A 24,411-nucleotide genomic window follows, 5' to 3' on the forward strand; every position below is an offset into this window, starting at 1 on the left:
CGGACAACAACGGACGCAAGGCCGACTTCCGCAACGTGATCATCATCATGACCACGAACGCGGGTGCCGAGACCATGAACAAGGCCAGCATTGGCTTTACCAATGCGCGAGAGGCCGGTGACGAGATGGCCGATATCAAGCGCCTGTTCACGCCTGAGTTCCGCAACCGTCTGGACTCCACAGTCAGCTTCAAGGCACTCGACGAGCAGATCATTCTGCGCGTTGTGGACAAGTTCCTGCTGCAACTGGAGCAGCAACTGGCCGAGAAGAAGGTGGAAGTGACCTTTACCGACGAGCTGCGTAAGCATCTGGCCAAGAAGGGCTTTGACCCGCTGATGGGTGCACGTCCGATGCAGCGCCTGATTCAGGACACCATCCGCCGCTCTCTGGCTGATGAGCTGCTGTTCGGTCGTTTGACCAACGGTGGTCGTCTGGAAGTGGACTGGGACGATGCGGGCAACGAAGGCAAGGGTGATATCAAGCTCACCATTACCGAGCTGCCCAAAGAGGATCCCTCAAAGGCCGAGCCTGAGAACGCAGTCGCTGAATAAGCAGCACCGCTAAAAAAAGCCGACAGTGTTAAAGCTGTCGGCTTTTTTTTGTGCTCAATTTTTTATTGATAGCTGTTAACGCTTGTTTTGACTCGGCTTCAGGCTTATTGATGCTTGAAATCTAATGAAATAAGGCGGTAGTAGCTATCAAAATCATTGCGTGATTGAGAGGCGCAGCTGCTGGAGCTGCCTATTTGACCTGCCGTTTTTCTAGCTTGCGTGCCAGTGTTCGGCGGTGCATGCCCAGGCGGCGGGCGGCTTCGGAGATGTTGAAGCCGGATTCGGCCAGCGTCTCGTGAATATGCTCCCACTCCAGCGTCTTGATAGAGGTGGTGTGGTTGCTGACCTCGACATCGGTGCGACCCTCGACGCGGCCAAAGGCGGCTTCTATGTCGTCGGTATTGGAGGGCTTGGCGAGATAGTGGCAGGCGCCCAGTTTGACGGCTTCTACCGCGGTGGCAATGCTGGCGTAGCCGGTGAGTACGACGATGAGCGCTTCTGGGTTCAGCTGGTGCAGCATCTGCACGCAGTTCAGGCCCGAGGCGTTGCCGGCCAGCTTCAGGTCCATGACCGCATATTGCGGCAGCTGCCCGGTCAGCAGTGCCTGCACTTCTTCGCCGCTGGCCGCATGCAGCACGCGGTAGCCCCTGCGCTCGAAGGAGCGTTTGAGGGTGCGAGCAAAGGCTGCATCATCTTCAACCAGCAGCAGTAATCGGTCTTCTTCCATGCAATCAACAATGCTTCAAATCGCGAGGGCAGACTGGGGCAGGCTAACTTCAACCAGCGCACCGCCGCCTTGCTGGGCGGGTAGATTGCTGGCCTGAACCCGGCCGCCCAGGGCGCGAGCCACGTTAGTGACGAGGAACAGACCCAGGCCACGGCCCGGGCGCTCCTGTTTGGTGGAGACATGGCACTGGCCCAGTTGCTGCAGCACGGCGGCATCAAAGCCGGGGCCGTGGTCGCGCACCTGGATGTGTACCTGCTCCTTGTCGCTGGACAGACTCAGCTCTATCCAGCGGGGGGAGGCTTCGAGTGCATTGTCCAGTAAATTACATATCATCTGCTGCAGTGCAGTATCTGAGAGCATGGCAAAGTCCGCCGCGCCTTCGTTGCGCAGGGCAAAGTGCTGCAGGCTGTTGTGGCTTTGCCAGTGGCTGACCACGCCTTCCACAAAACTCACAAAGGTGGTGCTTTCCGTGCCTTCGGCACGGGTTTCACCTGCCGAAAGCAACACGCCAGAGACGATGGATTTGCAGCGCAGCAGCTGGCGCTGCATTTCCTGCAGGTCTTCGCGCAGGTCTGGGTCTTGCATGAGGGCAGGCATGTGCTGCCAGTCGCCCAGAATGACCGACATGGTGGCCATGGGCGTGCCCAGCTCGTGGGCGGCACCGGTGGCCAGCAGACCCAGTCGCACGATGTGTTCTTCCTCGCTGGCGCGCTGGCGCATATTGGAAATGCGGCTATCGCGGCGGCGCATATTCTCCACAATGCGGGTTAGAAAAACGATGGTCAGAATGCTGGTCAGTGCAAAGCTGATGAGCACGCCCACCACGTAGAGGCTGGGCAGTCCTTGCTGGGAGGCGAATTTGACGTGCAGCGGCTGGTTGAAGATGGTCAGCCCCGTCACGCCCACAAAGGATGCGGCCACCACCACCCATGTGTAGTGAGACTGCAGCAGCACCGCACTCAGAATGCCTTGCAGCAGGTAGAGGTAGATAAAGGGGTTGCTGGCGCCGCCGCTCAGGTACAGCTGAATGGTGAGAGCCAGCACATCGGCCAGCAGCGCGTAGAAGACGCTGCGCGAGGTGACGGGGCGGTGCAGGCCCTGACTCCAGTAGATATAGGCGAGGTTGGTCGCTACCAGTGCAACCAGCACCAAGGCCATTGGCAGCAAGGGCAGGGTGATATGAAAACCATAGTGCACCAGCGAGATGGTGATGACCTGGCCCACCACGGCAATCCAGCGCAGCTGAATCAGCAGCTGCATGTTTTGCCGCTCGGTCAGGCGTTGTACGCGGAACAGGGAATCAGAATTTTGGCTCACAGCGCAATTGTCACTGAGCAGGCCTTCCGTGGACTGATTGGGGCTATGCCGTTCTGATGTATGAGGGGCGTCAAATTGCCCAATAAAAAACGCCCCGAAGGGCGTTTGGTGAGTGGTGAGGCTCAGCGACTGGTTCAGCGACCGGCGCTGGCCTTGTCGTGCTTGCGCACCAGCCAGGCCGCCCCTAAAACCATAGCTGCCAGCCCATACCAGGTAAGGGCGTAGACCAGATGGCTGTTGGGGAACTTGATGACAGTCATGCCTGACTTGAGCACCGCATCAAACATGGGACTCTGCTGGGACTGCGCGAAGGCGGGGTTGCTGGCGGGCACGCCCAGGTCGATGAAGTAAGGCGCTGCATTGCTCAAGCCCTGAGCTTGCGCAATGGCCGCTACATCGCGAGAGAACCACTGGCCGTTGGCCGCATCGTTCTTGCGCAAAAAACCACCGCCGGGCTCGCTCATGCGCATCAAGCCGATCACGGTGACGGTTTCGGTCGATGGTCCGGCTTCGCTGATCTGCTTGAGCCAGCTGGCACGCATTTTTTCAGGCGTGAAGCCGCGGTTGACCAGAATCTGCGAGCCATCGTCGCGCTGCAGCGGGGTCATCACCCAGAAGCCTGCGCCGTCCTCGGTCAGTGCCTTAGTCAGCACGCTTTGCCTGTCCAGCCATACGCCTTGAGCCTGCACGGGCAGGTATTCGTAGTTGGCAGCATTGATCTTGGGCCACAGGCTTTGGTCGGGGGCGGCCACCGGGGCGCTGTGCACGCGCTGGTCTACGCGCTCGATGAGGTCAAGCTTCCATGCACGGCGCTGCACCTGCCAGGTGCCCAGCGTCATGAACCCTAAAAACAAGGCGATGCCCACTATCGCGAGCATCGCCTTGGTGAAGGGAGAGCGCTGACGCGCAGCGCTCTGGTTCTTCATGTGGTCAGTCAAGGGGTGACAGCGGCAGGAGCCGTGTGACCTGCGTGATCTGCATGGCCTGCTGCCTGGTGCATCTCATGGCCGGGCATCATGTTGGCGTTCATGTGGAACATGACCCACAAGGTGCCGGCAATCGCGATGGACAGGAAGATGACCGTGAAGATGGTGGACAGCATGGTCCAGCCACCCTGGATCTTGCCGTTCATGTGCAGGAAGTACACCATGTGCACCAGCACCTGAATGATGGCGAACAGGCCCAGCACGCCGACAGCGGTGGCGCGGTCGGTGATGACGCCATTCATGACCAGATAGAAGGGGATGGCTGTCAGGATGACGGCCAGGATGAAACCCTTTACATAGTCACCCATGGTGACGTGCAGGTCATCGTGATCGTGGTGATCGTCGTGGCCAGCGTGGATATCGTGTGCGCTCATTTACAGCACCCCCATCAGATACACAAAGGTGAACACACCGATCCAGACCACGTCCAAGAAGTGCCAGAACATGGACAGGCAGTTAATACGGCGCACGTTCTCGTTGATCAGGCCGTGCTTCTTGATTTGAATCATCAGGGTGATGAGCCAGATCAGACCGAAGGTGACGTGGATACCGTGGGTACCCACCAGCGTGAAGAAGGACGACAGGAAGGCGCTGGTCTGGGGTGTAGCACCCTGATGGATCAGGTGGTGAAACTCATAGAGTTCCACTGCCAGGAAGGCAGCGCCCAGCAGGCCGGTGATGGCCAGCCACAGCAGAGTGCCGTTGACGTTCTTCTTCTGCTTTTGCAGCATGGCAAAGCCGAAGGTGATGGACGACATCAGCAGGAAGGCCGTGTTGACGGCCACCAGGCTCAGATCAAACAGATCCTTGCCGCTGGGGCCGCCAGCGTAGTTGCGGCCCAGCACGCCGTAGGTGGCGAACAGCGCGGCAAAAATCAAGCAGTCGCTCATCAGGTAGAGCCAGAAGCCCAGCGAGGTGCCGTTTTCTGGGTGGGGCTCATGCGCGAGGTGGTACTCGCGCTTGGCCAGGGCGGCAGCGCCGCCAGCGTGGATATGTGTATTAGACATGGGCTGCTGCAAGCTGCTTGGTGCGTGCTTCTTCCGTCGCTGCCACAACGGCTGCGGGGATGTAGTAGTCACGCTTGTAGTTGAAGGTATGGATGATCGAAGCCAGCACGGTCGCGATGAACGAAGCGATCGTCAGGGGCCACATGTGCCAGATCAGAGCAAAGCCCAGAACGGTGGACAGGCCAGCAATCACCACGCCAGCGCCAGTATTGGCAGGCATGTGGACGGGCTCGAAACCGGACAGCTTGCGCTCATAGCCGTGCTTCTTCATGTCGTGCCAGGCGTCGATGTCATGCACCACGGGGGTGAAGGCAAAGTTGTACTGGGGAGGAGGCGAGGAAGTTGCCCACTCCAGCGTACGGCCTTCCCATGGGTCGCCAGTCACGTCGCGCAGTTCGTCACGCTTCCAGATGGACACGGCCAGCTGGATGAAGAAGCAGCCGATACCGGCAGCAATCAGGGCAGCGCCGAAGGCGGCGATGATGAACCAGATTTGCAGCGAAGGATCGTCAAAGTGGTTGGCACGACGAGTCACGCCCATCAGACCCAGGATGTACAGGGGAGTGAAGGCAACCCAGAAGCCGACCAGCCAGAACCAGAACGAAGCCTTGCCCCAGAACTCGTTGAGCTTGAAGCCGAAAGCCTTGGGGAACCAGTAGTTGATACCGGCAAACACGGCAAACACCACGCCGCCAATGATCACGTTGTGGAAGTGGGCGATCAGGAACAGCGAGTTGTGCAGCACAAAGTCTGCGGGAGGCACGGCCAGCAGCACGCCGGTCATACCGCCAATGGCGAAGGTGACCATGAAGCCCACCGTCCACAGCATAGGCACTGTGAAGCGGATGCGGCCCTTGTACATGGTGAACAGCCAGTTGAAGATCTTCGCGCCCGTGGGGATCGAGATAATCATCGTGGTGATACCGAAGAAGGTATTCACGCTGGCACCCGAGCCCATGGTGAAGAAGTGGTGCAGCCACACCAGGTAGGACAGGATGGTGATACACACCGTGGCGTAAACCATCGAGGTGTAGCCAAACAGACGCTTGCGGCTGAACGTTGCCACGATTTCGGAGAACACACCGAAGCAGGGCAGGATCAGGATGTAAACCTCAGGGTGACCCCAGATCCAGATCAGGTTCACGTACAACATCGGGTTGCCGCCGAAGTCGTTCGAGAAGAAGTGCGTACCCATGTAGCGGTCCAGCGACATCAGCACCAGAGCGGCAGTCAGCACGGGGAAAGAAGCCACGATCAGGGCGTTGGTGCACAGGGCAGTCCATGTGAAGACGGGCATCTTCATCAGGTTCATGCCAGGAGCGCGCATCTTGATGATGGTCACGATTAGGTTAATACCCGAAAGCGTCGTACCGACACCGGCGACCTGCAGGCCCCAGATGTAGTAGTCAAGACCCGTACTTCCGCTCTGGTGCCCCAGATTGGACAGAGCCAGCCAGCCGGAGGTGGAGAACTCGCCCAGGAACAGGGAGATCATCACCAGCACGGCGCCGCCGGTGGTCATCCAGAAGCTGAAGTTGTTCAGGAACGGGAAGGACACGTCACGTGCGCCGATCTGCAGAGGAACCAGATAGTTCATCAGGCCGGTCACGAAAGGCATCGCCACGAAGAAGATCATGATCACGCCGTGGGCTGTGAAGATCTGGTCGTAGTGGTGAGGAGGCAGGTAGCCGAGGTTTTCACCGAAGGCCATGGACTGCTGGATACGCATCATCACCGCATCGGCAAAGCCGCGCAGGAACATGACCAGACCGAGGATCATGTACATGATGCCGATCTTCTTGTGGTCGATCGAGGTCATCCAGTCGTTCCAGAGCGGAGCCCAGAGGCGGAACTTGGTGATGCCGCCGACTACGACGAGTCCGCCAAGCACCACGGCAATAAAGGTCATGAGCACGATGGGCTCATGCGTCATGGGAATCTGATCCCATGTGATGCGGCCCAGCAGCCAGTGTGCGGCCGGGGTTGTTGTTTCAGACATGTTGAGTCACTTTTGTCGTATTGGAGCGGCGGGGCTGAAGCTCATCCGCTCCGTAAGCTACTTATTGCTGTGCGACAGCTCCGGAGGCTGCGACTTCGTCGAGCAGAGCCACAACGCGGTCAGCGTCCTTGGATGTGCAAACGTCCAGGGGCAGGCTCACGCTGGAGGTCTTGCCGTGCGAGGCATGGCCGCCACCGCCGGCAGCATCAATGGCCATGATTTCGTTCATGCACTTTTTGCCGTCTTCCACGCAGCGGTTCAGGACCTTGGTGTACAGGCCTTCATCCACGGCGGCGAAGCGTTCGACAGGGTTGCGCTCGCTGGGCTTGACCAGGTCGAGGTAGGCATCGCGAGTCAGAGTCTTGCCTTCAGTCTTGGCCTTTGCCACCCACTGGTCAAACTCTTCATTGCTCACGCCATGGAACTTGAAGTTCATGCCAGCAAAGCCTGCGCCGCTGTAGTGCGAGGCCATGCCCTTGTACACGCCAGGCTTGTTGACCACAGCGTTCAGCTCTGTCTGCATGCCGGGCATGGTGTAGATCATGCCGGCCAGATCAGGCACGTAGAAAGCGCTCATGGTGTTGGACGCTGTCAGCTTGAAATGAATGGGGCGATCCACAGGAGCGGCCAGTTCATTTACCGATGCAATACCTTGCTCGGGGTAGAAGAACAGCCACTTCCAGTCCAGGGAAACGACTTGCACTTCCAGAGGCTTGACGTCAGCAGACAGGGCCTTGGTGGAGGAGACGCGGTCCAGAGGACGGTAAGGATCCAGCTTGTGGGTACTGATCCAGGTGATGGCACCCAGAGCAATAACGATGAGCAGAGGAACGGTCCAGATCACCAGTTCCAGCGCTGTGGAGTGGTGCCATTCGGGGTCGTACGTGGCTTCTGTGTTGGACTGGCGGTATTTCCAGGCGAACAGCAGCGTCAAAAAGATGACGGGGACGATGATGAGCAGCATCAGCAAGGTGGCCGTAACGACCAGATCGCCCTGTTGCTTGGCAATATCGCCAGCTGGGTTGAGCACGACGAGCTTGCTGCAACCTGTGAGGGTCGCAGTCAAAGCAGCCGCTGCGAGCCACGCGGGCCCACGGATTTCCTTGATTTTTAACATTGCTTTAGGCGTGACAAAGTCGCGCTTAGGTGTAAACGCGGATTACTGGATCTCCGCAAATGTAATACCTGGGTGTCATTTGTCTATTGGACATTTTGTCTCAGGTCAATGTAGCGGTTTTAAAAATGCGCTATGTGACAATGAGTTAGCGGGGATTTGACGGGCCAGAAAAGATGGCCAAGTAGGGCTTGTAATTGTCAAATCAGCCCTCAAAAGGTCATCCGAGCGTCGGTTGGCTGACAGTACTGAGGGCGAAAACTCTATTGCAGCTGCACATTCTTGGGCGTAGAACGGAAAGCGTCCCCGGGACTGAACAGCAAGACAAGGAGTAGACCCTCTATGACAAGCATGAACCCGTCCATTGGTCTTACTCAGCAAGACTATGAGAACTCGGAAACCCTGGCCTATGCGGATACCGATGAAGATGTGACCCCCGGTGAAATTGCGGTGGGCGTCATCATTGGGCGCTCTTCCGAGTATTTTGATTTCTTTGTGTTCGGCATTGCCTGCGTGCTGGTGTTCCCCACACTGCTATTCCCTTATATGTCCAAGCTTGATGGCACGCTGGCCGCGTTTGCCATCTTCTCGCTGGCCTTCATTGCCCGCCCCATCGGTACGGCAATATCCATGGCCGTGCAGCGCCGCTGGGGTCGCGCCACTAAGCTGACACTGGCGCTGCTGCTGCTGGGTGTGTGCACGGTGAGCATGACGTTTTTGCCCAGCTATGCAGATGTGGGCATGAAGGCTGTCTGGGCGCTGGTCGTGCTGCGTATCGGCCAGGGCCTGGCGATGGGCGGCTCATGGGATGGTCTGCCTTCGCTGCTGGCCATGTCGGCTCCGCAGAACAAGCGCGGCTGGTATTCCATGATTGGGCAGCTGGGTGCGCCGCTGGGCTTTGTCCTTGCTGCCGCACTGTTTGCCTTTCTGTACTCAAGCCTGACGGCTGATGAGTTTCTGAGCTATGGCTGGCGCTACCCCTTCTGCGTGGCTTTTGCTGTGAATGTTGTAGCGCTCTTCGCCCGTCTGCGTTTGGTTGTAGGCCAATCCTATACACAGCTGCTGCAAGAGCGCGAGCTGGAGCCCGTCAGCGTGACACGCCTTCTCAGTAATGAAGGCAGCAATGTACTGATTGGTGCTTTTGCCGCGCTGGCCAGCTTTGCGCTGTTCCATCTGGTGACGGTGTTCCCGCTGTCCTGGATCTCGATGTACTCCGACCAGTCGGTCATCTCGGTGCTGGTTGTGCAGATTATTGGTGCGCTGCTGGCGGGTGTGGCCATCATGGTGTCGGGCTGGCTGGCAGACCGGGTGGGGCGCCGTAACACGCTGGGTGCCATGGCCTGCCTGATTGGTATCTTCAGTTTTCTGGCTCCCTGGCTGCTGGGTAGCGGTACTACGGGCAACAATGTGTTCATCATTGTGGGCTTTGTTTTGCTGGGCCTGTCCTACGGTCAGGCATCGGGCACGGTGACTTCCAACTTCTCCTCGCGCTATCGCTACACCGGCGCAGCACTGACCACGGATATGGCCTGGCTGGTTGGTGCGGCCTTTGCACCGCTGGTGGCGCTGGGCGTGTCGGCCAGGTTTGGTCTGGTGGCGCTGGGTATCTATCTGCTGTCGGGTGCGCTGTGCACCTTGGTGGCTCTGGGTATCAACCGCGCGCTGGAGACCCGTGATCAGTAAGTCATGGCGCTAAGCGCTTATTGCAAAACGCCCGGCTGGTTCCGGGCGTTTTGTTTGGGATGAATGCCTCAACATTCAGGCAAGAAAAAACCGCCTTCAAGAGGCGGCTTTTTTACACGGTGGATGGCTGGGCAATTAATCCAGAGCCAGACCCGCCTTCTTGATGACTTCGCCAAAGCGCTTGCTTTCAGCGGCCATGAAGGCCTTGAATTCAGCGGGCGTGGGGTTGAAGGATTCGTAACCGAAGGCGGTGAACTTGTCCTTGACGTCTTGACCGGTCAGAGCCAGACGCGTATCGGCTTGAATCTTCTCGATCACGGCAGCCGGTGTGCCGGGGCGCACGGCCAGGGCGTTCCAGCCGATCACGGCGTAGTCCTTAGGGCCACCCGATTCGGACACAGTAGGCACGTTCTCGAAACCAGCAATACGCTTGGGGCCGGCGACAGCCAGGAAGCGCAGCTTGCCGCCACGCACCAGAGGGCCTGCAGTGCCCAGAGAGCCCAGCGCAAAGGTCAGCTCGCCATTGGCAACGCCTTGATACAGCTGGCTGGTTTCCTTGTAGATCACGTGCTCCATCTTGGTGCCGGTCTGGTTTTCCAGCAGAGCCGATCCCAGGTGCACGGGGTTGCCCACAGACCAGGATCCGTAGTTCAGCTTGCCGGGGTTGGCCTTGGCGTCAGCAATCAGGTCGCCAATGGTCTTGTAGGGGCTGTTGACGGGAACGCAAACAAAGAAGAAGTTGCGGAACAGCGGCAGCAGAATTTCGAAGTCCTTGTTCAAGTCGTAAGGCAGCTTCTTGAACAGGTGGGGGTAGGCGGCGATGTGGACGTTGTCCAGCTGGATCATGTCCGTGCCGTCTGTGGCGCCACGCTTGAATTCGCTGATGGCGATGAAGCCGTTGCCACCGGGGCGGTTTTCCACCACCACAGGCTGGCCCCAGGCGCGGCCCAGCTTGTCGGCCACGAGGCGGGACAGGCCGTCAGGACCACCACCCACGGGGAAAGGGTTGATGATGCGCGAGGACTTGGTGGGCCACTTGGCGCTTTGCGCAAAGCTGGGGGATGCCACGGCAGCGGCAATCGCGCCCAGCGCGAATGCGGCTTTGCGACGGCTCATATTGAGCGATTGAGTCATTTTTTGTCTCCTTGGAAGGACTGTCGATGATGAGCTGCGTGTTTTGTCACGCATTGTTGATCTCGTCGGCTGTTATTTTTAGGTATTTATGCCCAGTTGATTACATTGTGTCACCGTGACTTAAAACACCTAGGCCTAGCTGTGGCTAGCAGATATAGCAAAATGGCATAGCTTGTTTTGAGAGGTGGATGACATGAATTTGCAGCAAATTGAGACCTTTGTGCGAGTCGCCGAAGTGGGCAGCTTCAGCAAGGCCGCAGTGCTGCTGGACACCGCTCAGCCTGCGCTCAGCCGTCAGGTGCGGGCGCTTGAGACCGAGCTGCGCGAAACCTTGCTCATTCGCACAGGTCGCGGCGTCACGCTGACGGATGCAGGCCGACGCCTGCTGGAGCATGGCAACGCCATCATGCAGCGTGTGGCACTGGCCAAGGAAGATTTAAGCAGTCAGCGCGATGAGCCCGTGGGCCGCATCACCGTGGGTTTGCCGCCCAGTCTGGCGCGGCGGCTGACTCTGCCCTTGATTGATAATTTCAGCCGGGAAATGCCCAAGGCGCGATTAGCCGTGGTGGAAGGCTTCTCGATGAATATCTCGGAGTGGCTGACCTCGGGGCGCATGGATCTGGGGCTGGTCTACACGCCCGAGCCGCACCCGCAAATCGAAGTCACGCCCGTGCTGGAAGAGCGCCTGTGTCTGATTGGCCCGGCCAGCGCCTTGGCGGGGCGCACCAGCATTCCGTTTGCGCATCTGGACGAGTTTCCGCTCATCATGCCCCAGCATGGGCAGATTTTCCGCAAGCTGATGGAGGCGCAGGCCACGCTCTCTCAGGTCAAACTCAATGTGGTGTGGGAAGTTTCCAGCGTGCCGGCCATCCTGGACCTGGTACGTGGCGGCTATGGCTATGCGGCGCTGACCGATAGCGCCATGCATAGCCATGCTACAGATGCTGGTCTGGTCGAGGTGCCTATCAAGTCACCGCATATCGTCAGCACGCTGTGTCTGGTGCAGCCGGCCAAGAAAAAGTCCACGCCTTTGATGCGGCGCACGGCTGAGTTGCTGCGCAGGCTGAGCGTTCAGGTTTGCTCGGTGGAGAGTGGGCATATCTGATTTTGAGTCAAATATGCCTCTAGCCCTTTAATTGAAAGCGTTAGAAGCTATAAAAAGCATAGTGATCAAAACAAGGGGCGCAGGGTTCTGGCGGCCTCCTGCAGCAGCGGCAGAATCTCTTGCTGCATGACTTGCGGGCTCATGCGTTTGGCGGATGTGACCACGTTCAGCGCCGCGATGGTGCGCCCCTGCATATTGCGCAGCGGCACGGCCACGGCCTGAATGGCCAGTTCATGCTCTTCAAGCGCCAGGCAGTAGTCGAGGCGGCACACCTCGCTCAGCACTGTCTTCAAGTCCGCCGTATCAGACACCGTATGGGCGGTGAGTTTGGGCAGGTCATAGGTGGCCAGCCAGTCCTCCAGTTCGGCAGGCGAGAGCGATGCCAGCAGCACACGGCCGGTCGATGTCGCATGGGCGGGCAGGCGCGTGCCAAGGTGCAGGCCGTGGGCCATCAGCCGCTCGCCCTTTTCATGCACGGCGCTGCGCGCCACGATGACGACTTCGCTGCCTTCGCGCACCACGCATGAGTAGGAGAGGCCGGTTTGCGCGGCAAGTCTATGCAGCACGGGCTGCACGATGCGCGGCAACTGGGCTGATGCGAGATAGCTGCCAGACAGTCGCAGCACCTTGGGCGCCAGCCAGTAGTAGCTACCGTCGGTTTCAAGGTAGCCCAAATAGGCGAGGGTCAGTAAATGCCTGCGTGCTGCGGCGCGAGTAATACCCGCGCGATTGGCGGCCATAGTGGCATTCAGGCGCTGGCGCTCGGTGTCAAAGCTCTCCAGCACGGCCAGACCTTTGGCAAGGCCCGCAATAAAGTCGGCAGGGGCAATGGATGTGGGGCTGGGCTCACTCATGAATGTGCTTCAAATCTGTTTTTGTGCGATTGTCGTTCTTGTTGTGCGATTATCGCGCAAACAACGCTTCTGAGCTTTGTCTTGATGCAGCACAAAACTTAGTCTTGTGGCCGTACTCAATCAGCACCGCACTGCGGGCTGCTTGAAAAGTATTTGAGCCATAACAAGGAGTCACACATCATGCGTACACAAGTCGCCATTATCGGTGCCGGTCCCGCAGGCCTTTTGCTCGGTCAGCTGCTCTATAAGGCAGGTATCGACAACATCATCATCGAGCAGCGCAGCGCCGACTATGTGCTGGGCCGTATTCGCGCCGGTGTGCTGGAGCAGGTGACGGTTGATCTGCTCAAGCAGGCAGGTGCAGACAAGCGCATGAATGAAGAAGGTCTGCCGCACGACGGTATTGAGCTGCTATTCAAGGGCCAGCGCCATCGCATCAACCTGCATGACCTGACCGGCGGCAAGCGCGTGATGGTCTACGGCCAGACCGAAGTGACGCGTGACCTGATGGCCGTGCGCGCCGAAGAAGGTCTGACGACGGTTTATGAAGCCAGCAACGTGCAGCCTGTCGATTTTGAGAGCGCCAAGCCCAAGGTCCGCTACGAAAAAGACGGCCAGGTGCATGAGATCGAATGCGATTTCATCGCTGGTTGCGACGGCTTTCACGGTATTTGCCGCGCAAGCGCCCCTCAGGACAAGATCAAGACCTTTGAAAAGGTGTACCCGTTTGGCTGGCTGGGCCTGCTGTCCGATACGCCTCCCGTGTCGCACGAACTGATCTACGCGAACACCGAGCGCGGCTTTGCCCTGTGCAGCCAGCGCAGCGCCACCCGCAGCCGCTACTACCTGCAAGTGCCGCTGACCGATAAGGTCGAAGACTGGAGCGACGAGGCCTTCTGGGAAGAACTCAAAAAGCGTCTGGACCCCGAAGCCCGTGCCAATCTGGTGACCGGCCCCTCGCTGGAAAAAAGTATTGCGCCCCTGCGCAGTTTTGTGACCGAGCCCATGCGCTTTGGCCGCATGTTCCTGGCTGGCGATGCGGCGCACATTGTTCCTCCCACCGGTGCCAAGGGCCTGAATCTGGCCGCTTCCGACGTGGGCTACCTGTCGCAAGCCTTTACCGAGTACTACAAGGACAACTCCGAAGCCGGTATTGACCGTTACTCCGAGCAATGCCTGCGCCGTGTCTGGAAGGCTGAGCGCTTCTCGTGGTGGATGACTTCCATGCTGCACAACTTCCCTAATGAGGGCGAGTTCAACACCAAGGTGCAGGAGGCCGAGCTGGACTACATCGTCAACTCTGTCGCCGGTTCTACCTCGCTGGCCGAAAACTACGTGGGCCTGCCACTGGTGTAAGCCTGTGAGCGAATTGCTCTCGTCACTGCTCTGATGAGTGCCCAGGTGCCTGAACAGGCACCGGGCTTTGATTGCCTGCGTTGCTGCGAGTGATGCAGGCAGTTTTTTCATCCATGCAATTTGGTTGCTGCAGCCTTGCGTAAATATCGACGCTGAACAAGATGTCAGCGCGCGCTTCGAGGAGTAAGCTTGCCCACCTTATGGCGCACATCATTTTCTCCCCTCCCTATATCCCGCCAGCTCAGGCGGCCCAGTCCTTGCGCACGCACGGTTATGCCGTGCTGCAGCCCGAGGATTTTGCCCAGTGGATGGGTTTGAGTGTGAATGATCTGCAGGCCATGGATGCCGACTGGCAGGGACTGCCACCCGATGCGTTTCTCAAAGACGGTGGCCGCTACCGCCGCCGTCGCCATTCCTGCTTTGTGAGCGATGGCGATCATGTGCAGCAGGTGCCGCACCGCGCCCACTGGCAGCCTGTGGAATACAACGCGCTGCACGGCGGCATGCAGCGCATGTTCGACCCCATGCTGGATGCCACCACGCACAGCCCTGCATGGCTGGCGATGATCAATGCGCTGGGGCAGCTGGCCGATCAGGTCTTTTGCGCCGATGACTTGCATGAGCGCTGGTTTGTGGAGGCGCACCAGTTTCGCATCGACACCACCGACGGCATTGGCCGCCCCACACCTGAAGGCGCGCACCGTGATGGCGTAGATCTGGTGGCAGTGCTGCTGGTGAACCGCAAAGGCGTGAAGGGGGGCGAGACCCGCGTGTTTGAAGCCACTGGCCCCAATGGCCAGCGTTTTACTCTGACAGAGCCCTGGTCCATCATGCTGCTCGATGATGCGCGCATGATTCATGAAACCACGCCAATTCAACCAGCAGAGCCCGGCGGCGTGCGCGATACGCTGGTGTTGACCTACCGCCGTGGCAATTTTCAGGGCGCGGACTTGCAGGAGTCGGCTTCTTGATTGACTCAGTCAGATGGGATCAAAAAAATTGAGCAAAACTGTAACGTATTCAGGTCATTAAAGTGACGATCGTGACGCTGCATGATGCGCGTCCGAGGGTGAAGAGAGAAGAGACAACTTCACCAAGCCATCCAACAAATTAAAAATCAACTGGCCAACACCACGCCCCACAAGGCGTGGTTTTTTGTTATGAATCGCCTTTACGCCCTTAGCCTGTCTACGCTGACTGCTCTTGTAACGATAGTGGCTTGCTCGCCCACTGAAAACCCTCCTCTGCAGGCTCATATCAAAGAGCCCACCATTTACTTTCGTAATGGTCTTGAGATTCAGGTTGGCGAGAACGTTGTGCCCATTCATGGCGTAGAAGCGTGTCCCTATGGCCTGGCCGCACCGGCGGGCGCTGTGGTCAATATGAATGATGCCAAGTGCCTTCGCTTGGCGGATGACACCGAGCAGGTCGTGGTGATGCTGGATATGCCAGAAGGTATCGTGCAAGAAGAATGGACCGTGCGCCGCGATGCCCCCAGCAAGCCTGATGAACCGGCTTTCAAGCATGTCTCGCTGCTGCGTCCCGATGGAACGCGCATCACGATTACTGACAAGTCGGACAAGCTGCTGGACAAGTGCTACGAATACGAAGCGGCTCACGTCTGCATCTGATTTGAATCTTCTGATAGGGCTTGGGGTGGGACTTCAGGGTTGATTCAGGTCAACACGCTGAGGCATGATGAAGGCAGACTGCACGTATCAAACGGCGGCATTGCTTGACTCGTGTGCCGCCCACAACCCCAAAGGAGACGCATATGTCCATGTTCAATCACATTCTGGTTCCGGTCGATGGCTCCAAACCCTCCTTGCTGGCTGCGCGAAAGGCGGCAGAGCTTTCCAAGGTGTTTGGCAGTGCCGTCACGGCGGTTTATGTGGTGGACCCCTATCCCTTCACCGGCGTAGGTGCGGACTTTGCCTATGGCCAGTCGCAGTATCTGAGCGCAGCTACGGCTGAAGCCAATACGGCACTGGATGCCGTCAAGACCATCATGGAAGAAGCAGGCGTCACCGTGAACACGCTGGTGGGCGAAGGGCACGCCGTGCATGAAGGTATTGTGAACACCATGGTCAGCGTGGGCGCTGATCTGGTCGTCATGGGCTCGCAAGGCCGCCGTGGTCTTGAAAAGCTGATGCTCGGCAGCGTGACCCAGCGCGTGCTGGGTGCCGTCAAAGTCCCCGTCCTCGTCGTGCGCGAATAAAAGTAGCCCGCATACAAAAAAAAGACCTCTGCTGGAGGTCTTTTGCATTGCAAGGCGCCAAGCGCCTCAGCGGGTTACTGAATACTCGCGCCAGAGGCTTCAACGATGGCCTTGTTGGCCTTGAAGTCGGTCTGGAAGAATTGCTCAAATGCCTGCACGCTCATGGCCTTGGGCTCGGCGCCCTGCGTCAGGATGGCTTCCTTGACTTCAGGCATGGCCAGCAGCTTGTTCACTTCGGCGTTGACCTTGTTCACGATGGGCGTGGGCGTGTTGCGGGGCATGAAGATGCCGTACCAGGTACTCACGTTAAAGCCCTTGAGACCAGACTCCGCCAGCGTCGGTGTCTCAGGCAGGGAGGTGGATCGGGCGGCAGATGTGACTGCAATGGCGCGCATCTTGCCGGCCTTGATCTGGCCGATGGCCGAGGGCACGGAAGACACCAGCAGGTCCACATTGCCAGACAGTGCATCCATCATTGCGGGGTTGGAGCCCTTGTAGGGCACGTGAGTCAGCTGAATGCCTGCGGCTTTTTCCAGCATCACTCCGGCCAGGTGAATGCTGGTGCCGTTGCCGGGCGATCCGTAGGTAATTTTGGAAGGATTCTTTTTAGCCGCCGCCACCACATCCGCCAGCGTTTTGTAAGGCGAGTTGGCTGCCGTGGCAATCACGATGGGGGTGTAGGCCACATGGGCTACGGGCGTCAGATCGCGGGTGGGGTTCCAAGGCAGGCTTTTATACAGATAAGGGCCCAGAACCACATTGTCTTTCTGGCCCATCACCATGTCATAGCCTGTGGGGGCAGATTTCACCGCTTCGGTAATGCCAATGGTGCCGCCTGCGCCGGCGCGGTTGTCGGGGACGACAGACCATTTGCTGACTTCGGTGAGTTTGCTGGCAATTACGCGCGAAAGAATGTCGGTGCCGCCGCCCGGTGGGAAGGGCACGATCATGCGCACAGGCTTGTTCGGATAGTCCTTGGCGGGGTCTTGTGCGGCGGCGGAGAAGCTCAGGCCCGTGCTTGCGATCACGGCGGTGCTGATGAGGATTTGGCGAAACATGAAAAAGAAACTCCAGAGACGAACGGGGGAGCGCTGGCCCGCATAAAAGGGCGGCGCAGTCGCTGCTGGTGTCATGGGCTGATAAGCCTGAAACCAGCGTCACGGAAGGTGGGCTTTTCGATGATCGGGGAGGGTGGTTCCGCCATCAATGGGTATTTGTCTTTACCGGAGAGCGCGAGCCATGCGGTACGGACATGGCAAGCCAGCATTCGCGCGCGCTGCACGGCAGGGTTGCTGCATGTACTAGCACGGAGGCAGCGTACCGATCGGGTGTCGCTGCCGTTGTGGCCCACGGGCGCGGATTGCGGCTCTTTGCAGCCTTGCAGCTGCTTCAGAACAGTAGAAACATTCTGCCACGCATGCAAGGCTTGCAAGGGCTTACCTCGCGATTAGCGTGCCTTGTCGCACAGGTTTTTGCTTTGTTCATTAGTTCAAAGTAAAAAAGCCGCTAACGCTTATCTATAAAGCGCTAGCAGCTATGTTTTTGATGTGAAAGTGGCTCAGGCCTGGCGCACATCGGCGACAACTTGGTCGCCAAAATCTGGCCGCTCAAGCCAGGCCAGAACCCGGGCTGCGGCATCGCCTGCCGAGGTCAGCTGGCCATTGGCATGCAGACCGGCAAAGCGCTCTACATCGGGGAAGTTGCCAGTGGCTGCACTGCGCAGTTGCACCTGCATGTCGGTATCAATCACACCCGGTGCCAGCGACACAATGCGCGCGCCGCTGGGCTTGGCCGCTTCTTCCAGCGCCACGCAGCTGCTGAACTGGTCCATGCCGGCCTTGGCCGTGCAGTAACTGGCCTGCGATGCCATGGCGCGGCGGCCCAGGCCGGAGGAAATATTGAGCACTTTGCGTGGAATGCTCCAGCCTTCGGTGGCACCAAGAAAGGCGCCGGTCAGCGCCATGGGAGCCTCAAGCCCCACGCGCATGGCGTTGATCATGTCGGCCGCAGGCACTTGCGACAGCGGTGCAATCTGCGGAATGACGCCTGCGTTGTTGATCAGGGTGATGCTGGCCCAGTCACTGCTTTTGAGCGAGCCCAGCCAGGTGGCGAGGCGCTGCGCGGCCGCTGCGCTCTGGGACAGGTCTTGCTCCCATTGCAATAGCTGCTCGAGCTTGCTGGCGCTGGCAGCCAGCTCTGCGCTGGTCTTGCGGGCAATGCTCAGCACATGGTGGCCTTGCGCCAGAAGTTGTTGGCCCATGGCAAGGCCCATGCCACGAGAGCCGCCGGTGAGAATGGTCAGATGCTTGGTCATGCCGACCATCTTACGGTTGATTGGCTACAGAAAAAACAGGCCCCGCGGATTTGCATCCGGCGGGGCCTGTGCATCAGGATGCGCGCTGCGCTCAGTGACTCAGTGCGCTATCAATGGCCCAGATAGGCCTTGCGCACATCATCATTGGTCAGCAGATTGGCACCGGTATCTTCCAGCACCACCTTGCCGGTTTCCAGCACATAGCCCCGGTCGGCAATCTGCAGGGCGCGGTTGGCGTTTTGCTCGACGAGGAACACCGTCACACCCGCTGCGCGAATGGTCTGGATGATCTCGAAGATCTGCGCAATGATCAGCGGAGCCAGGCCCAGCGTGGGCTCATCGAGCAGCAGCAGGCGAGGCTTGCTCATCAGCGCGCGGCCAATGGCCAGCATCTGCTGCTCGCCGCCCGACATGGTGCCCGAGCGCTGCACGGCCCGTTCCTTGAGGCGCGGGAACAGCGTGAAGACATGCTCAATGCCATCGGCAATTTCGTTCTTGTTCAGAAAGAAGGCGCCCATTTGCAGGTTCTCGGTCACCGTCAGGTCTTTGAAGACACGGCGGCCTTCGGGCGAGATGGCGATGCCGCGGCGCATGATGTGGTGGGTGGACATCTGGGTGATGTCCTCGCCCTCGAACACAATCCGGCCGCTGCTGGCGCGCGGGTTGCCGCACACCGTCATCAACAGCGATGTCTTGCCCGCTCCATTGCTGCCGATCAGGGTGACGATCTCCCCCTGATTGACATGCAGGCTGACCTGATTGACGGCGCAGATTGCGCCATAGTGGGTGGAGACTTGGCTTAGCTCCAGCATCGGTTTGCTCATCAGGCTTCTCCCAGATAGGCCTTGATGACCCGTTCATCATTGCGAATCGCTTCGGGCAGGCCCATGGCGATGGGCTTGCCGTATTCCATGACCAGAATGCGCTCGGACACTCCCATGACCAGGCCCATATCATGCTCGATCAGCAGCACGGTCACACCATACAGCGTGCGCAACTGGTCTATGAGCTGCTGCAGGTCTTTCTTCTCCTGCGGATTCAGACCGGCGGCGGGCTCGTCCAGCATCAGCACGCGAGGCTTGGTGATCATGCAGCGCGCAATTTCAAGACGGCGCTGGTGGCCGTAGGCCAGATTGCCCGCCTCACGGTTGGCAAACTGGCGCAGGCCCATGACGTCCAGCCATTGCAGGGCGTTTTCCACCTTTTCTTCTTCGGCTCGGCGGTAAGCGGGCGTGTTGAACAGGCCGCTGAGCAGGTTGACCCGGCCCGTGCTGTGCTGGGCGACCAGCAGGTTTTCCAGCGCGGTCATGCTCTTGAACAGGCGCACGTTCTGGAAGGTGCGCACCACGCCGTGATTGGCCACCTGATGGCTGCTTTGCCCGGCAATGCTTTGCCCATTGAGCACTACCGCGCCCCCCGAGGGCTGGTAAAAACCGCTGATGCAGTTGAATACGGTGGTCTTGCCCGCCCCGTTGGGGCCGATGATGGCAAACACTTCCTGCGGGCGCACGTTGAAGCCCACGCTGTCCACGGCCAGCAGGCCGCCGAAGCGCATGCACAGGTCTTTGACTTCTAGCAAATACTCGCTCATGCGCTTTTCCTGCCTGTGGTTGTAGTTATAAAAGTGATAGCGTTGATGGGCAGAGTCATGCTTTGATCTCCACCTGATGGCGCTTCATGGGCAGCAGACCTTGAGGACGCCAGATCATCATCAAGATCATGACCAGACCAAAGATCAGCATGCGGTATTCAGAGAACTCGCGCGCCAGCTCGGGCAGCACCGTCAGGATGATGGCTGCCAGAATCACGCCCAGCTGCGAACCCATGCCGCCCAGCACGACGATGGCCAGAATCAGCGCTGACTCAATAAAGGTAAAGGACTCGGGGTTCACAATGCCTTGGCGCGCCGCAAAAAAAGCACCGCCAAAACCCGCAAACATGGCACCCAGTGTGAAGGCCGAGAGCTTGATCTTCATGGGGTTCATGCCCAGAGAGCGGCAGGCAATTTCGTCTTCGCGCAGCGCTTCCCACGAGCGGCCAATGGGCATGCGGATCAGGCGGTTGCTGATGAACAGCGTCACCATGGCCAGCATCAGCGCCATCAGGTACAGCGCAATCACCATGTGCATGGAGTTGAACTCCAGCCCGAAGAACTGGTGAAAGGTCGTGCCGCCCTCAGTCACGGGATTGCGTGTCATGGGCAGGCCAAATACCGTGGGCTTGGGAATGCTGGAGATGCCGTCAGGCCCGCCCGTGATGCTGGTCATATTGGTCAGCAGCAGGCGGATGATTTCGCCAAAGCCCAGCGTCACAATGGCCAGATAGTCACCGCGCAGGCGCAGAACCGGAAAGCCCAGCACAAAGCCAAAGAGGGCTGAAGCGGCGCCAGCCAGCGGCAGGGCTTGCCAGAACGACCAGCCAGCCCAGTGGAACAGCAGTGCGTAGGTGTAGGCACCTACGGCGTAGAAGCCCACAAAGCCCAGATCCAGCAGGCCGGCAAAGCCCACGACCACGTTCAGGCCCAGGCCGAGCATGACGTAAATCATGGCCAGAGTCGCAATGTCCACCGCGTTGCGGCCCGCGAAGAACGGCCAGGAGGCCGCCATCATCAGCACCACAAAGATGACGACATTGCGCGTGCCCGACTTCATTTTCGGCATGGCCGGCAGGTTGACCTTGGGCATCTTGCCGGTGAGCAGAGGCTTGAGCATCTGGCCGATGAACACAATGACGCAGGCCCAGATCGTCCAGCGCCAGTCGGGGGCGATCTCGGTGCGCATGCCTGCGCGCTCAAGATGCAGGCTGAAGACGGGGGTGACGACGATGGCCGTCATCACAGTGGCGATCAGCGCATCGCGAAAGGAAGCGGAAAAGCTGTACTTCATCAGACTTTCTCCACTTCAGGTTTGCCCAGCAGGCCGGAGGGGCGGAACATCAAGATGGTGACCAGCAGGCCAAAGGCCACGATGTCCTTGTACTCCGACGAGATATAGGCCGCAGCAAAGGTCTCGGCTACACCCAGAATCACGCCGCCCAGCATGGCGCCGGGAATGGAGCCAATGCCGCCCAGCACCGCAGCCGTAAAGGCCTTGATGCCCGCCAGAAAGCCGATGAAGGGGTTGAGCTTGCCCACGGCCAGTGCAATCAGCACACCGCCCACGGCGGCCAGTACGGCGCCCAGCACAAAGGTGAACGAAATCACCTTGTTGGTGTCAATGCCCAGCAGATTGGCCATGTGCATATCCTGCGCGCAGGCGCGCGAGGCGCGGCCCATGCGGGAATGCTTGATATACATGGTCAGGGCAATCATCAGCAGCACGGTCACCACGATGATGAGTACGCGGGTGTAGGGGATGAAGACCTCGAAATTGCCCATGTGAAAGTTGATGGCCCCGGGCAGCAGAGATGGCACGGCCATGTCGCGCGCGCCCTGGCCCAGAGCCACCCAGTTCTGCAAGAAGATGGACATGCCGATGGCCGAGATCAGAGCCACGAGGCGCGGGCTCTGACGCACAGGCTTGTAGGCCACCTGTTCGACCACCAGGCCATAGACGCCGGTGACGAAGACCGAGACCACCAGCATCAGGCCGATGATGGCCCAGATAGGCAGGCCGCTTTGCGTGCCCACAGCCGAAAGCGTGACGAGGCCGATATAGGCCCCGAGCATGTAGATGTCACCGTGGGCGAAATTGATCATGCCGATGATGCCGTAGACCATGGTGTAGCCAATGGCGATCAGGGCGTAAATGGCTCCGAGTGAGAGCCCGTTGAATAGCTGTTGTATCAGCTGAGGAAGAAAATCTGACATGTAACGCCACCCTTGAAACAGGAAAAGGCCCGAGGGCCAGATATCAAACATCCGGGGTATGGCCCTCGCCATTGCCCCGGAGATCGCGGTGGAATTACTTGGCCAACGACTTGCTGCCATCCTTGTGCCACTGGAAGACCTGGAAGTCGAAGGAGTTCAGATCGCCTTGCTTGTTCCAGGACACGGGGCCCAGCACGGTGTCCACCGTGGACTTGTGCATCCAGTCAGCGACCTTGGCGGGGTTGTCGCCCGCAGCCTTGATAGCAGCCAGCAGAGACTGGGTGGCGGCAAACGAGGTCAGCTGGAAGGCACCCGAAGCATTGCGCTTCTTGTCTGCAAAAGCCTTCACAACGGCGGCGTTCTTGGGGTTGGCAGCAAAGTCTGCGGGCAGAGTGACCAGCATGCCTTCGACGGCAGGGCCGGCAATGGCGTTGACTTCAGGATTGCCCACACCTTCAGGGCCCATCATCTTGACCTTTAGGCCTTGCTCAGCAGCCTGGCGCAGCAGCAGGCCCATTTCGGGGTGGTAGCCGCCGTAGTAGACAAAGTCCACACCAGCGCCCTTGAGCTTGGTGATGACGGCGGAGTAGTCGCTGTCGCCGGCGTTGATGCCTTCAAACAGAGCCACGGCCACGTTGGCCTTCTTCAGGTCGTCACGCACGGAAGAGGCAATGCCCTGACCGTACGACTGCTTGTCGTGCAGCACGGCAACCTTCTTGGGCTTGATGGTGTTGACGATGAACTTGGCAGCGGCTGGGCCTTGCTGGTCATCGCGGCCGATGGTGCGGAAGATGAAGTGGTAGTTCTTGCCATCCGTCAGCGCAGGCGATGTTGCGGAGGGAGTTACCACCACCACGCCTTCGTTGTTGTAGATGGGGGCAGCGGCAATCGATGCGCCCGAGCAGACGGGGCCGACCACATAGCCGATCTTGCTGTTGACCACGCGGTTGGCGGCCACAGGGCCTTGCTTGGGCTCGCACGCGTCATCCACGGGCACCAGTTCAACCTTCTTACCGCCGATACCGCCAGCCGCGTTGGCCATTTCGACAGCGGTGGTTGCGCCTTCCTTGACCATGTCGCCGTACTGAGTCAGAGCGCCGGTGGTGGGGATGACCAAGGCGATCTTGATCTGGGCGTGTGCAGCCGTGGATACCAGAGCGGCGCCAGCCAGACCCAGAGCGGCAACAACGGCTTGCATGCGGAACGGAATGCTCATGAGGACTTCCTTCGAAACTAGATGTTCGTGAAACGCAAAAACTGCACATGCAGCTTGCGCAAAGAAGCTCAGGTTAATCGAGTGGTTGCTGAAGGCAACAGGGTATGCAGGGGGTGGTGCAGGCGGGCGGTTTTTGCTATGTCGGGCATAGCAGCTAGTGCGCTATGGATATAGCTCTGCCTTCATTTGAACTGCTGAAGTATGGTGCGCGCTGGAATTTTGCGTGAGAGGGTGGCCTCAGTGGCCTTCTTGGTGTTTTTGTGGCGCTGTGTACAGCTGTTTCGCTGATTTTTTGATTTGATGAATTTTTGTGCAATCAGGCAAGGCCATGGTATTTGCCTGCGCAAGGGGCGCTTAAAAGTCAGGAGCGCTTTCTATTTGTAGCAGAGTCCCCGTGACGGGGTGTGTCAGCTCCAGTGCTGCTGCATGCAGCAAAAGACGAGGGCTGGCGGCCAGAGCCTCCCCGCTGGCATAAAGCGCATCGCCCAGAATGGCGTGGCCCGTGGCGGCCATGTGCAGGCGCAGTTGGTGGGTGCGGCCTGTCAGCGGGCTTAGCAGCACGCGGCTGGCGGGCAGGCCGTAGTGGTTGACAGGTTCCAGCACCTTCCAAAGTGTCTGGCTGCTTTTGCCTGTTTCATGGTTGATGATGCGCAGCGGGCGGCGCTCCCAGTCGGCGGCAATGGGCAGGTCAATCAGTTGCCAGCCTTCCTCATCGGCGATAACGGGGTCAGATAGCAGCTCGCCAGCGACCACCGCCACATAGCGCTTTTGGACTTGCCTCTCGGCAAAAGCCTGACTGAGCTGGCGCTGCACGGGCAGGTTGCGCGCCATGATGACCAGACCGGAGGTGGCCTGATCGAGACGATGCACCACCAGCGCATTGCCAAAATGCTGCAGGGCGCGCAGGCTCAGGCAGTCCTGCTTGTCGGGGCCGCGGCCGGGCACGCACAGCAGGCCGGAGGGCTTGTTCAGCACCAGCAGGTGCTCGTCCTCATACACGCAGTTCAGTTCACTCATCAACG

24 protein-coding genes are annotated in these 24,411 nt (G+C 59.0%); 7 read left to right on the forward strand and 17 right to left on the reverse strand.

Annotation, left to right across the window (positions count from 1 at the left end; all coding sequences use genetic code 11):
- Window positions 1-551 (forward strand): AAA family ATPase (locus tag RSF91_RS16350; RefSeq protein WP_332569421.1); only part of this gene is annotated, 551 nt, incomplete at its 5' end.
- A 190-nt stretch (window positions 552-741) separates the two neighbouring features.
- Here RSF91_RS16350 and RSF91_RS16355 read toward each other — a convergent pair.
- The 7 genes from RSF91_RS16355 to cyoA form a co-directional block, all read right to left on the reverse strand.
- The gene (locus RSF91_RS16355; protein WP_099737100.1) at window positions 742-1,278 is read right to left on the reverse strand and encodes a response regulator transcription factor; all 537 of its coding nucleotides are present in this window, start codon (window positions 1,276-1,278) and stop codon (window positions 742-744) included.
- 15 nt (window positions 1,279-1,293) lie between these two features.
- On the reverse strand, window positions 1,294-2,595 hold the full coding sequence (locus RSF91_RS16360; RefSeq protein ID WP_332569422.1) for an ATP-binding protein: 1,302 nt from the start codon (window positions 2,593-2,595) through the stop codon (window positions 1,294-1,296).
- Window positions 2,596-2,729: 134 nt separating this feature from the next.
- The gene (locus RSF91_RS16365) at window positions 2,730-3,521 is read right to left on the reverse strand and encodes an SURF1 family protein (protein ID WP_332569423.1); all 792 of its coding nucleotides are present in this window, start codon (window positions 3,519-3,521) and stop codon (window positions 2,730-2,732) included.
- 8 nt (window positions 3,522-3,529) lie between these two features.
- Entirely contained in the window at window positions 3,530-3,955 is a 426-nt protein-coding gene (cyoD, locus tag RSF91_RS16370; RefSeq protein ID WP_332569424.1) for a cytochrome o ubiquinol oxidase subunit IV, read from the reverse strand.
- Window positions 3,956-4,588, reverse strand: coding sequence for a cytochrome o ubiquinol oxidase subunit III (gene cyoC / locus RSF91_RS16375; RefSeq protein ID WP_332569425.1), 633 nt, complete (start codon window positions 4,586-4,588; stop codon window positions 3,956-3,958).
- Complete coding sequence (gene cyoB, locus RSF91_RS16380) at window positions 4,581-6,587, reverse strand: cytochrome o ubiquinol oxidase subunit I (RefSeq protein ID WP_332569426.1); 2,007 nt, start codon at window positions 6,585-6,587, stop codon at window positions 4,581-4,583. Before cyoB ends, cyoC begins: the two co-directional genes overlap by 8 nt.
- A gap of 61 nt (window positions 6,588-6,648) precedes the next feature.
- Window positions 6,649-7,704, reverse strand: coding sequence for a ubiquinol oxidase subunit II (gene cyoA, locus RSF91_RS16385; RefSeq protein ID WP_332569427.1), 1,056 nt, complete (start codon window positions 7,702-7,704; stop codon window positions 6,649-6,651).
- A 339-nt stretch (window positions 7,705-8,043) separates the two neighbouring features.
- Between cyoA and RSF91_RS16390 the strand changes: the two genes are divergently transcribed.
- Window positions 8,044-9,384, forward strand: coding sequence for an MFS transporter (locus RSF91_RS16390; protein WP_332569428.1), 1,341 nt, complete (start codon window positions 8,044-8,046; stop codon window positions 9,382-9,384).
- Window positions 9,385-9,519: 135 nt separating this feature from the next.
- Here RSF91_RS16390 and RSF91_RS16395 read toward each other — a convergent pair whose 3' ends face one another.
- Window positions 9,520-10,518: a Bug family tripartite tricarboxylate transporter substrate binding protein gene (locus tag RSF91_RS16395; RefSeq protein WP_099737092.1), complete on the reverse strand. Its 999-nt coding sequence runs from the start codon at window positions 10,516-10,518 to the stop codon at window positions 9,520-9,522.
- Window positions 10,519-10,711: 193 nt separating this feature from the next.
- On the opposite strand from RSF91_RS16395, the gene RSF91_RS16400 reads away from it, so the two are divergent.
- Window positions 10,712-11,623 (forward strand): LysR family transcriptional regulator, encoded by a 912-nt coding sequence (locus RSF91_RS16400; RefSeq protein ID WP_332569429.1) that lies wholly within the window; start codon window positions 10,712-10,714, stop codon window positions 11,621-11,623.
- A 65-nt stretch (window positions 11,624-11,688) separates the two neighbouring features.
- On the opposite strand, the gene RSF91_RS16405 is transcribed toward RSF91_RS16400, so the two are convergent.
- Window positions 11,689-12,477, reverse strand: a complete 789-nt coding sequence (locus RSF91_RS16405; RefSeq protein ID WP_332569430.1) for an IclR family transcriptional regulator domain-containing protein — start codon at window positions 12,475-12,477, stop codon at window positions 11,689-11,691.
- 180 nt (window positions 12,478-12,657) lie between these two features.
- Here RSF91_RS16405 and pobA point away from each other — a divergent pair, with 180 nt between their 5' ends.
- The 4 genes from pobA to RSF91_RS16425 all read left to right on the forward strand — a co-directional run bounded on the left by pobA (window position 12,658) and on the right by RSF91_RS16425 (window position 16,051).
- Entirely contained in the window at window positions 12,658-13,833 is a 1,176-nt protein-coding gene (pobA, locus tag RSF91_RS16410) for a 4-hydroxybenzoate 3-monooxygenase (protein ID WP_332569431.1), read from the forward strand.
- A gap of 200 nt (window positions 13,834-14,033) precedes the next feature.
- Window positions 14,034-14,804 (forward strand): 2OG-Fe dioxygenase family protein, encoded by a 771-nt coding sequence (locus RSF91_RS16415; protein WP_332569432.1) that lies wholly within the window; start codon window positions 14,034-14,036, stop codon window positions 14,802-14,804.
- Between the two features lie 189 nt (window positions 14,805-14,993).
- Window positions 14,994-15,464: a hypothetical protein gene (locus RSF91_RS16420; RefSeq protein WP_332569433.1), complete on the forward strand. Its 471-nt coding sequence runs from the start codon at window positions 14,994-14,996 to the stop codon at window positions 15,462-15,464.
- A 149-nt stretch (window positions 15,465-15,613) separates the two neighbouring features.
- Window positions 15,614-16,051, forward strand: coding sequence for a universal stress protein (locus RSF91_RS16425; RefSeq protein WP_332569453.1), 438 nt, complete (start codon window positions 15,614-15,616; stop codon window positions 16,049-16,051).
- 74 nt (window positions 16,052-16,125) lie between these two features.
- On the opposite strand, the gene RSF91_RS16430 is transcribed toward RSF91_RS16425, so the two are convergent.
- The 8 genes from RSF91_RS16430 to RSF91_RS16465 form a co-directional block, all read right to left on the reverse strand.
- Window positions 16,126-17,109, reverse strand: a complete 984-nt coding sequence (locus tag RSF91_RS16430) for a Bug family tripartite tricarboxylate transporter substrate binding protein (protein WP_332569434.1) — start codon at window positions 17,107-17,109, stop codon at window positions 16,126-16,128.
- 500 nt (window positions 17,110-17,609) lie between these two features.
- Window positions 17,610-18,374 carry an SDR family NAD(P)-dependent oxidoreductase gene (locus RSF91_RS16435; protein ID WP_332569435.1) on the reverse strand — a complete coding sequence of 255 codons (765 nt, stop codon included), beginning with the start codon at window positions 18,372-18,374 and terminating at the stop codon, window positions 17,610-17,612.
- A 101-nt stretch (window positions 18,375-18,475) separates the two neighbouring features.
- Window positions 18,476-19,189, reverse strand: coding sequence for an ABC transporter ATP-binding protein (locus RSF91_RS16440; protein ID WP_332569436.1), 714 nt, complete (start codon window positions 19,187-19,189; stop codon window positions 18,476-18,478).
- The gene (gene livG / locus RSF91_RS16445) at window positions 19,189-19,956 is read right to left on the reverse strand and encodes a high-affinity branched-chain amino acid ABC transporter ATP-binding protein LivG (RefSeq protein ID WP_332569437.1); all 768 of its coding nucleotides are present in this window, start codon (window positions 19,954-19,956) and stop codon (window positions 19,189-19,191) included. Before livG ends, RSF91_RS16440 begins: the two co-directional genes overlap by 1 nt.
- 55 nt (window positions 19,957-20,011) lie before the next feature.
- Window positions 20,012-21,250: a high-affinity branched-chain amino acid ABC transporter permease LivM gene (locus RSF91_RS16450; RefSeq protein WP_332569438.1), complete on the reverse strand. Its 1,239-nt coding sequence runs from the start codon at window positions 21,248-21,250 to the stop codon at window positions 20,012-20,014.
- A complete protein-coding gene (gene livH, locus RSF91_RS16455; protein WP_332569439.1) occupies window positions 21,250-22,173 on the reverse strand; it encodes a high-affinity branched-chain amino acid ABC transporter permease LivH in 924 nt (307 codons plus the stop codon). Before livH ends, RSF91_RS16450 begins: the two co-directional genes overlap by 1 nt.
- Before the next feature lie 94 nt (window positions 22,174-22,267).
- The gene (locus RSF91_RS16460) at window positions 22,268-23,389 is read right to left on the reverse strand and encodes a high-affinity branched-chain amino acid ABC transporter substrate-binding protein (RefSeq protein WP_332569440.1); all 1,122 of its coding nucleotides are present in this window, start codon (window positions 23,387-23,389) and stop codon (window positions 22,268-22,270) included.
- Window positions 23,390-23,743: 354 nt separating this feature from the next.
- Window positions 23,744-24,406, reverse strand: coding sequence for a pseudouridine synthase (locus tag RSF91_RS16465; protein WP_332569441.1), 663 nt, complete (start codon window positions 24,404-24,406; stop codon window positions 23,744-23,746).
- Window positions 24,407-24,411 lie beyond the last annotated feature (5 nt).

Source organism: Comamonas sp., from assembly GCF_036643215.1.
In the GTDB taxonomy this organism is placed as follows: Bacteria; Pseudomonadota; Gammaproteobacteria; order Burkholderiales; family Burkholderiaceae_C; genus Comamonas.